This window comes from Pseudomonas sp. ASL7, from assembly GCF_056680375.1.
The window spans coordinates 5,462,501-5,475,052 of sequence record NZ_CM155279.1 but is presented as its reverse complement, the minus strand read 5'-3'; the positions used below and the strand labels follow the sequence as shown (position 1 = coordinate 5,475,052).

Sequence of the window (12,552 nt, the reverse complement as noted above, 5' to 3'; positions counted from 1 at the left end):
CATGCAAAAAAACATCACATCCTTAGGCTCGCTGAATTGGGATGACCTCAAGTTTTTCCTTGAAGTCGCCCGCACCCGCAAGGCCAGCACCGCGGCCAAACGCCTGGCGGTCGACTACACAACCGTCTCGCGGCGCATCAGCTCGCTGGAAGCGTCATTGGGCACGTTGCTGTTCGAAAAATCCCGGACCAGCGGTTTCGTCCTGACCGCCGAGGGCCAACGTCTGCTGGGTTACGCCGAGTCAATTGAAAGCACGCTGCACATGGCCTGCGAGCAGGTTTCCGGTTCCGGCGTCGCGTTGTCTGGCCATGTGCGGATGGGCTGCACCGAAGGATTCGGCAGTTTTTTCATCACCCCACAGCTGAGCCATTTCGTCGACGCCTACCCGGCAATCTCAGTGGACATTCTGCCGCTGCCGCACTTCATCAGCCTGTCCAAGCGTGAAGCGGACATCGTCATCGCGCTGGAACGTCCGGAGCATGGCCCGTACGTCTGCTGCAAACTCTGCGACTACCGATTGCAGCTGTACGCGACGCAGGATTATCTGGACAAGCACCCACCCATCCTCCGCCCGGCAGACTTGGGTAAACATTCATTCATTAGTTATGTCGACGATTTGGCGTTCAGCTCAGAGCTGCTGTACCTGGCAAACGTGCTGCCTGGCGCCAGCGCCAATCTGCGCAGCACCAGCGTGATTGCGCAGTTCGTGGCAGCGCAGCAAGGACGATCGCTGGCGATTCTCCCGTGCTTCCTGGCCGCGCAGGATCCACGGCTGCTGCCGGTGCTGCCGGAAGAAATCAACATCACCCGGCAGTTCTGGATGTACTGCCGCGAGGATCTGAGGAAGCTCAAGCGGATTACCCTGTTGTGGGATTACATCCGCGAGGTGACTGAGCTGAATCGCCCGTTGTTGCTGGGCGAAACGCGGGATCTTCGGTTTGCAGATTGAGTGTCTGGAAGGAGAAAGGGAGACCTCAGCAGCCCTTGGCAACGGTTTATGACAGGGTCGTCGCTCGGACTATTTCCGTCACTGACCGCAACCCTGTCAGTCACCCGACCCGATGCCTGCTTCCAACTCCAGCATTAACCCACTCAAACGCTTGACCTTGCGCCGCACCGCCTCTTCGAACACACCGGCACGAGGTTCGATCAATGTGAACCAGTCCTTGGCCCGAGTAATCCCGGTATAGATCAACTCCTTGGTCAGCACCGGGTTCAAGGCGTCCGGCAGAATCAACGCGGTGTGGGCAAACTCCGAGCCCTGGGATTTGTGCACAGTCATGGCATATACGGTTTCGACATCGTTGAGCCGGCTCGGGAGCACAAAACGCACGCCGCCCTGACCATCGTTGCGCGGAAACGCCACACGCAACACCTGCTTGCCCGGACTGTCCCGTTCCGGCAATTTGAGGGCAATGCCGATGTCGCCATTCATCAAACCCAGACCATAGTCGTTGCGGGTCATCAGCACTGGCCGACCTTCATACCACTGCTGGTCGCTATCGATCAGCCGGGCCTTGAGCAACGCGCCGGTCACTCGCTGATTCAAGCCCTCCACGCCCCAAGGCCCTTTGCGTACGGCGCACAACAACTGGAACGCGTCGAAGGCTTGCAACACCTGCCGAGCCCAATCGGCCCAGCGCGAATCATCAAGCGTACAGTCGAGCGGCGGTCGCTCGCGTCGCAGCAAGCCCAGGTAATGCCGATAACCTTGCGGCCCATCACCATGACCTTCGAGCAGCAAGCGCTCCAGCGCCCGATCTTGCTCCCCCTTGAGGGACAGTGAAAACACATCGCTGTGACTTCGAGCCGCCAACAGCTTGCGGGCCTCCTCGGGCTGCTGCTGGTTCACCCAGCGTGCCAGTTGGCCAATGCCGCTGCCTTCGCCGAACCGCCGCGAATGGCGCAGCATCACGACCTGCTGGGCCAGTGGATACGTGCCGTCGGTGTCTTCATGCAAACCGCTGGACACCAGGCTTTCTCCGCTGACCGACTCCAGCCACTGGCGAGTCTGCGGGCTGTACCAGCCGGCCTCGGCGTCGCGACACAGATCGCCCAGCACAGCGCCCGCTTCTACCGATGCCAGTTGATCCTTGTCACCGAGCAGCACCAGGCGGGCATGGGCCGGCATCGCATCGAGAAGATTGGCCATCATTTCCAGATCGATCATCGAGGCTTCGTCCACCACCAGTACATCCAGCGGCAAGCGATTACCCGCGTGGTGACGAAAGTGCCGGGTACCGGGACGACTGCCGAGCAGACGGTGCACGGTGGTGACGTCAGACGGTATTTTGTCTCGTATGGCTTCAGTGACTTTGAGTGTCCGGACTTGTTGACTGATGGACTCCGTCAGCCGTGCCGCAGCCTTGCCGGTAGGCGCAGCAAGCCGTATGCGCAGCGGTTTGCCCGCCTCTACCGCCGGTGCCTGGAGCAATGCCAGCAAGCGCACGACCGTGGTGGTCTTGCCCGTTCCCGGGCCGCCAGTGACGATACTGAAGGCGCTACGGGTTGCCAGGGCACAGGCGAGTTTCTGCCAGTCAATCACTTCGCCGGGTTTGGCGGGACCGAACAAACCGGTCAGGCGTTCGGGCAAATCACGGGGTGCTGTTTCGTGCGCCGCCAGACGCTGGCGCAGCGAGTGGTCGATGCGCCGTTCGTAAGCCCAGTAACGGCGCAAGTACAGGCGCTTGCCCGATAACACCAGGGGCCGGTGCTGCGCCGCCTCACGACCGTCGACCGCCAAAGCGACCAGGCTGCTGCCGGCCAACACCTTGCACCAATGAGCCCCCTCCAGCGCTTCAAGCAATTGCGATGGCAGCAGCATCGCGCCACTTTGCACGTCACCTTCCGGCGGCAACGACAGGGCGAAGTCCGGCGCTTTCAACGTCTCGAACAAATCCAGGCAGACGTGGCCGTGCCCCAGTTGGTGACTGGTCAATGCCGCCGCCAGCAGCACCAGCGGATCATCGTCAGGGGCGAGTTCATGAAGAAAGGCAACGAAGGCTTTGTCCAGCGACCGAAGCCAGCCGCGCTCGACCCACCGCGTGAGTAATATCAACAAGTCGTCGGCGCGACTCAACGGAGTCAGGTGCGCCAGGCTTTCGCCCGCCAGAGGCGTGGGCAACAAATCGGCGAAGGTGCGACTCATAGCAGTACTCCCTGTTCCCAGGCGGGTTCAACCTTGGGTTCTGGCTTGCCTTGGAACAATCGGTCCAGACGTTCGATCAGCTCTTTTGGAGGACGGGCGAAATACACACCCTGGCTGGATGCGCGCGTACCACGCAGAAACAGGTACATCGCCCCCCCGACATGCCGGTCGTAATCGTAATCGACCAGCCGTGCCTTGAGCTGTCGATGCAAGGCCAACAGGTACAGCACGTATTGCAGGTCATAACGGTTGTCGAGTATCGACTGTTCCATGGCCTGCTCGGTGTAGGCCGCATCGTCAACGCCCAGCCAGTTGGATTTGTAGTCAGCGACGTAATAGCGACCGTCGTGTTCGAACGTCAGGTCGATAAAGCCCTTGAACATGCCATTGAGCAAGACCGGCTCTGCAGACACCCGGGCCACGCCGTTGTGGGTGTATTGGCGCACCAGTTCATCGAGCTTGAGCACATCGACTTTGTGGCTGGCGAACCAGAACTCCATCTCGACCCGGGATTGGGTCAACTGCTCGAACACCACGGGCGTTTGCCCTGCGCCGATGTGCAACGGAGATTTGAGCAGGTGTTGCAGCCATTCGCTCAACGTGGTGATCCAGCCTTCCCAGCCACGGCGGTTGCAGCGCCGGCCAACGGCGTCTTCGACGGCTTTCGGCGTAACGGCAAAACCTTCGTTACCGGCCCATTCAAGCAAACCATGAAGGAAGGTGCCAGGGTTCGGGCCACGAGGGAATCGATGGATATCAGCACCGCCTGCCAGCACTTCTCGTGGCGCTTGCGGGTCGAGGCGCTCGTCGTCAAAGAGCTTTTGCGCTTGCGGGCTTTCAGGCGCTTCATCGGTGCTCACACTCAGGCGGTCGCCTATGCGCAAGGCACTGTACGAGGCGATCCACCAGTTCTCGCTGGCCTTGCGTTTGGGGACCAGCGGCGCCAGCAAGGCCGCTTCGTTACGCGGCGGATGGTAATGCTCGGCGCTCGCTTCCGGCATTTCACAGTAGTGCAGCGCTGGACAGTCCTGCTGCAGGTCCTCCAGCCAACGCTTCAAACCAGCCGACTCGGGCAATGCTGCGCCGCCGCCCAGCAAATAACCCAATGCTGACAAATGCAGCACCGAGCTGTTGTTATTACCGCGTTTGAGGTCTGTCACGCCGAGCCAACAAGCGTGTTGCGCTCGGGTCAGCGCCACATAAAGCAAGCGCAGATCCTCGGCCAGACGCTCATCGTCAGCCAGGGTGATCAACTCGGCGGTCGGCTTCAACGTCACCTGGGCCTTGCCGGTGGAGTCGTGGTAATGCAACGGCAGACGGCTGCCATCTACCGGCTTCGCCGAACAGATGAAGGGCAGGAACACCAAGGGATACTCAAGCCCCTTGGACTTGTGAATGGTCACGACTTTGACCAGCTGCTCGTCGCTCTCCAGACGCAGGATCTGCTCTTCGCCTGCCTGACCGGACAGCGCCAGATGCTCGGACAAATGTCGGATCAGCGCCTGCTCACCATCGAGTTCGGCAGAGGCCTGTTGCAACAATTCGGACAGGTGCAGCAGGTTGGTCAACACCCGCTCGCCATCGCTGCGCGCGATCAATGACTGGGGTAGCTGAAAGTCATGCAAAAGGCGTCGCAGCATCGGCAATACGCCCTGCTTGCGCCACAGTTCGCGATAACTGCGGAACTGCATGACCCGCGCTTCCCAAGCCAACTCGTCCTGATTCAGCTGCTCCAGTTCAGCCAGCGACAGGTTCAACGTGATGCAGGCCAAGGCGGCGCGCAGCGGACGCTCGACATCCGGCTCGGCACAGGCTTTCAGCCAGGTCAGCACGTCGTGGGCTTCCTGGGCGGCGAACACCGAGTCCTTGTCCGACAAATAAACGCTGCGCACGCCGCGGGCAGACAGTTCGCCCCGCACGGCCTGCGCCTCTTTACCATCGCGTACGAGGATGGCGATGTCCGAGGGCAAGAGCCCCCTGAAATCCTTGCCGTCCTGTATAAAACCTGCCCGGCCCTGTTGCCCGCCGTTAAGCAACGCCGTGATTTCACTGGCGCAGCTGGCGGCCAATTGTTGTCGGTACACCGCGCCCGACAATGGCTGCTCGGCGGACAGATGCCAGACGTTCAGCGCAGGCACCACCTGACCATCAATGTGCAGGGCTTCTTTGCGTCCCTGGGAGGCGACGGGCAGGAACGGTACCGGGTTATCGCCATTCTCTTCACGAAACAGGAATGCCCCACGCCCCACCGCACGAGCCTCGGCACGCTGGAAAACATGGTTTACCGCATTGACCATGCCATGACTGGAACGGAAGTTGGTACCCAGGGTATGTAGACGGCCAGCGGTCGCCTGCCTGGCGCGCAGGTAGGTATAGATGTCGGCGCCGCGAAAGGCGTAAATCGCTTGTTTCGGATCGCCGATCAGGAACAGACCACCCTCGGGACTGTTGTCTTCGATGCGATAGATGCTCTCGAAGATCCGGTACTGCACCGGATCGGTGTCCTGGAACTCGTCGATCAGCGCGACCGGAAATTGCTCCCGGATCAGGGTTGCCAGACGCTCGCCGCCATCGGCCTGTAGCGCTGCATCGAGGCGCAGCAACATGTCATCGAAGCCCATTTCTGCTCGGCGACGTTTTTCTTCTTCGAACCGCGCACCCACCCATTGAGCTGCGTGTTGCAGCACCGCAGCATCAGGTGTCGGCAACGCATCGAGACTCGCCTTGAGGCCAGGCATCGCGTCCAATCCTGGATGATTCGGGACCTCGCCCTTCTTCCAGGCTTCAGCCATGCCATCGGGGGTCAGGCGAGTGAAGCCAGTGCCGATATCCAGTTGCTCGAGGGATTCGTCCTCGGCCCAGGCTTTTATTTTTTCGAACCAGGGTTCGAAATAGCGCGCCTGCATCTTGCGACCGTCGACGCTCTTGCTCGCAACACCTTCGTGACAAATAGAAAGCAACTCATCCGCCCACTGACGCCACGGCATCTTGAGCTCTAGCAACGCCGCCCGTCGCTCAAGCAGACACTCGGTGATCAGCTCCGCAGGTTCTTTGCCTTCGCCGCTATCGCATTCACTGGCGAACAAACCCCGTATTCGCGGCAGCAGGGCCGCCGGGCCGCCCCAATTACCGCGCACCCAGTTCAGCGCATCGCCTTGCATCGGATAGCAAAACAAACGCCAGTAATCGCGCAGGACCTCACCCAGCAAATCACTGTGATCGGTTTCCAGGGTTTGAGTAAACAGACTGCCACTGTCGAACGCGTGTTCGCGCAACATGCGCTGACACCAACTGTGGATGGTCGAGACGGCGGCTTCGTCCATCCACTGTGCCGCGATGTCCAGTCGATTTGCGCAACCGGACCACTGCTCCGGAAGGTACTGTTCCCGGAGCTCGGCTATCAGGCCATCGGGCGCCGACGTTTCATCGCGAAAAAACCGTGCCGCCTCGGCCAAACGTGTACGGATACGTTCGCGCAGTTCCTTGGTCGCCGCATCGGTAAACGTCACGACGAGGATCTGCGGCGGTAACAGCTCACGTCCGAAACCGCTCGACTCGCCGCCGTGCCCCAGGACCAGACGCAGATAAAGAGCTGAGATGGTGAAGGTCTTGCCGGTCCCGGCACTTGCTTCGATCAGTTGGCTGCCGCGCAGCGGGAATGCCAGCGCCAGAGGTGTTTTCGTGATCATGGGCGCGCCTCCTCGCTGGTCAATGAACGCCAAGGGGCTTCAAGCAGCGGGCGATACAATGCGTCGCACCAACCGGGGAACGTCTCATCAGCAACCAGAGCGTCGTAGTCGGCGAACTGACGTGCGAGTGCCGTGCTTTCACGCCGTTCACCCTCGGTGGTCAGGCCGTCGCCTTCGTAGGCTTTACGGGCGGCCACCTCGGCTTTGACCGGATCGGTTTGGCCGAGCCACGCGAACGCTGTTTTCACGGCGATCGGCAGTGGTTGGCGCATGCCCGTTTGCCAGGCCATTAACAGGTCACCCAGAATCCGCAGCGCTGCCTCCTCCTCAATCGGACCGAGCAGCAGACTGTCGTCACTGGCCACCAATGCTGTGGTCATCGCCATACCACTGGCGCAGGCCACCAGGTGATTGACCCAGGGCCGCGTCAGTCGATGCCATTTACGGGACTTGATCGAGCCAATGCTGTTGGGGATGGTAGTGACCGATAACAAACAGCCATCGGCTCGTTGATGCAGACCACTGAGCCAACCTTCCAGCTGCAGCCCCTGCAATTCCAGGTGCACTGGCAGCGCACTGGTGAGCGGTATTGGCCATAACGCCAAGAGCTGCTGATAGCGATGTAATAGATCTGGCAGTGGTTCAATCAACTCTCGCTGAAGGCACTCACCAAAACCGGCCATCGGTAGCAACCCGCTGTGTTGCAGGCGCTTTGCCTGCGCCTCGAGAGCCTGATCGGTGTCGTCCAGATTTCCCAGCGCGGCTCCCAGCAGACTGTCGCTGAGGCTATAGCGTTGCAATGCGTCAAGTACGAATGGCTCTTCATCAGCCAATGGCGCCTCAGCCACTTCGAAGAACACCTTCAACCGCTGACTGAAGAAATGTCGCACCGGATTACGCAGAAAGTCCTGCAGTTGACCGAGACTGAGCGGCTCATCCTGGACGTAAGGAGCGAGGCGCTCGATGTCAGTCGTTTGCTCAGCGGTTTGATGGAGTACCTGCCACTCATTGGCGTAGCTGAACAAGGCATCGGCTTCATGGAAGTAGCGGGCGCTGAATGGCTGCAGCGGGTGTTCCTGAGTCATGGCCTCAAGTAAATTTTCGTCGACGTCGTGCAATCGCCAGCCGCTGGCCAGATGGTCACGCAATTGACCGATCAATACCGATGCCGGGCGCTCGCTGTTGTCGCGAATACTACGACCGACCCAGCTGATATAGAGCTGGTCACGAGCCGACAATAGAGCTTCCAACAGCAGGTAGCGGTCATCTTCGCGTCGCGAGCGATCGCCAGGGCGGTAATCACTGCCCATGAGATCGAAGTCCAATGGTGGTTGCGCACGCGGGTAATCGCCGTCATTCATACCGAGCAGGCAGACCAGTTTGAAAGGGATCGCACGCATGGGCATCAGGGTGCAGAAATTCACTGCTCCCGCCAGGAAACGCTGGGACAGCCGGCCTTGATCGAGACCAGCCAACCAGGCCTCACGGACCACCGTCAACGGCAATTCTTCCTGCAGGCTTACTGACTCACAGGTCTCAAGCCAGGTTTCACGTAACGCTTCGAGTTGAGCCAGCAAGTAGTCGTCATGCTCATTACTGGCCAGGAAGAACAACTGCACCAACGCTTGCAACCGCAAACTCCATTGCTTGGGCGTTGCAGGTTGAGCGAGTTCCTGATGGGCAACTTCAAGGGCATTGAGCAGTGCGACCAAAGGGCCTATCAGCGCAGCGTCCAGTCCCCCGATCTCGTCGTAGGGCTCGATACCCTCGCAGGCACCCGCACTGCCTACCGCATACCCGAGCAGCATCCTTCGCAAACCGAAACGCCAACTGTTTTGCTCCAATGCCTCGGGTAGCCCGAGGCCTTCGCGCTGCTCCGCGTTCATCCCCCAGCGGATGCCAGCGCCTTCGATCCAGCGGTGCAGCGTCGGTAGATCGCGCTCCTCAACACCAAACCTGGCACGTAGTGCGGGAACGTCCAACAGGTCGAGGATCTCGCTGACGGGAAAACGACTGTCAGGCAACTTGAGCAGATGTTCGACAGCGATCAGTAGCGGGTCACGGCCGCGCTGGCCTTGGTCAGCGAGCGTGAAGGGAATGAAGCGCGGGTCGAGGCGATCAAGCTGACCAAATACCGCTCGAATATGCGGCGCATAACTGTCGATGTCCGGGACCATCACGATGATGTCGCGAGGCCTTAGGTCTGGATCAGCGCTGAAGCGTGCGAGCAATTGATCGTGGAGCACCTCCACTTCGCGCTGAGCGCTGTGGACGATGTGAAAACGGATCGATTCGTCACGCTTCAAATCGACAGCCGGCCAGCGCTCGCGAGTTTCATTCAGGGGACGCAATTCAAGAATGTCGTCCTGCAGTTGGTTGAGCATGTTCTGTGGCTGGCTGTCGCTGAACAGGTCAATGCGCCCGTCGCGAAATGCCGAGCGATAGCTGTTGGGGTCGTCGTAGCTATCGAGCAGATTGATGTAGTCGCGCCCTTGCTTGCCCCAAGCCGCCAGGAGCGGATGGGCGTGCTGATGGAGGGTCTGCGGATCAAGTACAGCGGGCATGCCGCTCTTGCGAGCCTGGCGTTTGTATTGATGTCGCAGCAGGTCTTTATCGGCGACGATGTCCGCCCAGTGGTGACGACACGGGTTGTGGACGCAAAGTAAAACCTGGCTGAATCGGGCGAGTCCGGCAAGAGCTTCCAGGGCTTGAGCAGGCAAAGAAGAAATACCGAAAACGATCACCCGTGAAGGCAGCCCCTTGGGCGCCACGTCGAGACTATTGATGCGTTCGATGAACCGCTGGTGGACGCCGGCACGGCTCTGCGCCATGCCCTGCTCCCCCACATCCAGCAACAGCGCCCGCCACAACTCTGCCTGCCAGCAGTTCGCAGGGGTGAGGGGTTTTGTTTCGCCTCTGCCATTGCGTAACTGATGGCGACCGTCTGCCCAGTCTTCCAGCCAGTCAGCCCGATATACCTGATATTGGTCGAACAAATCCGCCAGTCGCTCAGCCAACTGATAGCGTTTACGCAAATCACTGTCGTTGGTCAGGAAGCGTTGCAGAGGTTCGAAGTGCGGTTGATTGATCAACTGAGGAAGCAGACGCATCAGACGCCAGGTCAGCGGGGCTTTATCGAGCAAGGATTTGGCTGGAATCTCATCACGCCCGAGCACCATGCGATAGAGCTGCCACATAAAACTGCCCGGTAATTGCACGTCGATGGCGGCGGCTATTCCGCAGCCGCCCATGTCGTCATCCCCCGAGTCTTCGGCCAGCGCCAGTTTTAGCCATTGAGCGATACCATTGCTCTGCACCAGCGCAATTTCATTTTCCAATGGAGCCAACGGGTAGCGCCGCATCCAGCTGATTACCAGGCTGCGCAACTCGTCCAGGCGATTGCCATGAACCACCATAAAACCAGCACTGAGGGACGTCGCGTCCGGCATAAAGGCTTCCTTGGAAAATACAAAAGCTAGGGCCGAACCTTAGCATTGTCGCGAGACTGTGACAGCGCAGAGGCGTCCGGTATTGCTGTACGAACTTTCCTGCGGGCAAAACAAAACCCCTACCTGCATACGCAGATAGGGGTTTCGGAATTTAATCTTGACGATGACCTACTCTCACATGGGGAAACCCCACACTACCATCGGCGATGCATCGTTTCACTGCTGAGTTCGGGATGGGATCAGGTGGTTCCAATGCTCTATGGTCGTCAAGAAATTCGGTAGCCAGGTCGTTCACCTTTCGGTTTACGCTCCAGCGAATGGGTAGGTGATAGAGCTTGGTGCTTTGTGAGTTTGTCGAACTTTCGGTTCGTTTCGTCTTCACACACCGCAATCTGGTGCTCTTTCGCTTTTCAGCTCGAAGCCTGCAAATTGCTTGGGTGTTATATGGTCAAGCCTCACGGGCAATTAGTATTGGTTAGCTCAACGCCTCACAGCGCTTACACACCCAACCTATCAACGTCGTAGTCTTCGACGGCCCTTCAGGGGACTCAAGGTCCCAGTGAGATCTCATCTTGAGGCTAGTTTCCCGCTTAGATGCTTTCAGCGGTTATCTATTCCGAACATAGCTACCCGGCAATGCCACTGGCGTGACAACCGGAACACCAGAGGTTCGTCCACTCCGGTCCTCTCGTACTAGGAGCAGCCCCTCTCAAATCTCAAACGTCCACGGCAGATAGGGACCGAACTGTCTCACGACGTTCTAAACCCAGCTCGCGTACCACTTTAAATGGCGAACAGCCATACCCTTGGGACCGGCTTCAGCCCCAGGATGTGATGAGCCGACATCGAGGTGCCAAACACCGCCGTCGATATGAACTCTTGGGCGGTATCAGCCTGTTATCCCCGGAGTACCTTTTATCCGTTGAGCGATGGCCCTTCCATACAGAACCACCGGATCACTAAGACCTACTTTCGTACCTGCTCGACGTGTCTGTCTCGCAGTCAAGCGCGCTTTTGCCTTTATACTCTACGACCGATTTCCGACCGGTCTGAGCGCACCTTCGTACTCCTCCGTTACTCTTTAGGAGGAGACCGCCCCAGTCAAACTACCCACCATACACTGTCCTCGATCCGGATAACGGACCTGAGTTAGAACCTCAAAGTTGCCAGGGTGGTATTTCAAGGTTGGCTCCACGCGAACTGGCGTCCACGCTTCAAAGCCTCCCACCTATCCTACACAAGCAAATTCAAAGTCCAGTGCAAAGCTATAGTAAAGGTTCACGGGGTCTTTCCGTCTAGCCGCGGATACACTGCATCTTCACAGCGATTTCAATTTCACTGAGTCTCGGGTGGAGACAGCGCCGCCATCGTTACGCCATTCGTGCAGGTCGGAACTTACCCGACAAGGAATTTCGCTACCTTAGGACCGTTATAGTTACGGCCGCCGTTTACCGGGGCTTCGATCAAGAGCTTCGCGTTAGCTAACCCCATCAATTAACCTTCCGGCACCGGGCAGGCGTCACACCCTATACGTCCACTTTCGTGTTTGCAGAGTGCTGTGTTTTTAATAAACAGTCGCAGCGGCCTGGTATCTTCGACCGGCATGGGCTTACGCAGTAAATGCTTCACCCTCACCGGCGCACCTTCTCCCGAAGTTACGGTGCCATTTTGCCTAGTTCCTTCACCCGAGTTCTCTCAAGCGCCTTGGTATTCTCTACCCAACCACCTGTGTCGGTTTGGGGTACGGTTCCTGGTTACCTGAAGCTTAGAAGCTTTTCTTGGAAGCATGGCATCAACCACTTCGTGTACCAAAGGTACACTCGTCATCAGCTCTCGGCCTTAGAATCCCGGATTTACCTAAGATTCCAGCCTACCACCTTAAACTTGGACAACCAACGCCAAGCTGGCCTAGCCTTCTCCGTCCCTCCATCGCAATAACCAGAAGTACAGGAATATTAACCTGTTTTCCATCGACTACGCTTTTCAGCCTCGCCTTAGGGACCGACTAACCCTGCGTCGATTAACGTTGCGCAGGAAACCTTGGTCTTTCGGCGTGGGTGTTTTTCACACCCATTGTCGTTACTCATGTCAGCATTCGCACTTCTGATACCTCCAGCAAGCTTCTCAACTCACCTTCACAGGCTTACAGAACGCTCCTCTACCGCATCACCTAAGTGATACCCGTAGCTTCGGTGTATGGTTTGAGCCCCGTTACATCTTCCGCGCAGGCCGACTCGACTAGTGAGCTATTACGCTTTCTTTAAAG

At 58.5% G+C, this 12,552-nt stretch carries 4 protein-coding genes and 2 rRNA genes (1 of these 6 running past the window's edge); 1 reads left to right on the top strand and 5 read right to left on the bottom strand.

From position 1 onward, the window contains the following. Position 1: 1 nt before the first annotated feature. Positions 2 to 949: a LysR family transcriptional regulator gene (locus tag AC1MDT_RS25240; protein ID WP_480419458.1), complete on the top strand. Its 948-nt coding sequence runs from the start codon at positions 2 to 4 to the stop codon at positions 947 to 949. 96 nt (positions 950 to 1,045) lie between these two features. Here AC1MDT_RS25240 and recD read toward each other — a convergent pair whose 3' ends face one another. The 5 genes from recD to AC1MDT_RS25215 all read right to left on the bottom strand — a co-directional run. After that, positions 1,046 to 3,148: an exodeoxyribonuclease V subunit alpha gene (recD, locus tag AC1MDT_RS25235; protein WP_480419457.1), complete on the bottom strand. Its 2,103-nt coding sequence runs from the start codon at positions 3,146 to 3,148 to the stop codon at positions 1,046 to 1,048. Continuing rightward, on the bottom strand, positions 3,145 to 6,837 hold the full coding sequence (recB, locus tag AC1MDT_RS25230; RefSeq protein WP_480419456.1) for an exodeoxyribonuclease V subunit beta: 3,693 nt from the start codon (positions 6,835 to 6,837) through the stop codon (positions 3,145 to 3,147). Before recB ends, recD begins: the two co-directional genes overlap by 4 nt. Beyond that, positions 6,834 to 10,286 (bottom strand): exodeoxyribonuclease V subunit gamma, encoded by a 3,453-nt coding sequence (recC, locus tag AC1MDT_RS25225; protein ID WP_480419455.1) that lies wholly within the window; start codon positions 10,284 to 10,286, stop codon positions 6,834 to 6,836. Before recC ends, recB begins: the two co-directional genes overlap by 4 nt. A gap of 155 nt (positions 10,287 to 10,441) precedes the next feature. Further along, a 5S ribosomal RNA gene (gene rrf, locus AC1MDT_RS25220) occupies positions 10,442 to 10,557 on the bottom strand. A gap of 173 nt (positions 10,558 to 10,730) precedes the next feature. After that, a 23S ribosomal RNA gene (locus tag AC1MDT_RS25215) occupies positions 10,731 to 12,552 on the bottom strand; it runs 1,070 nt beyond the window's last position.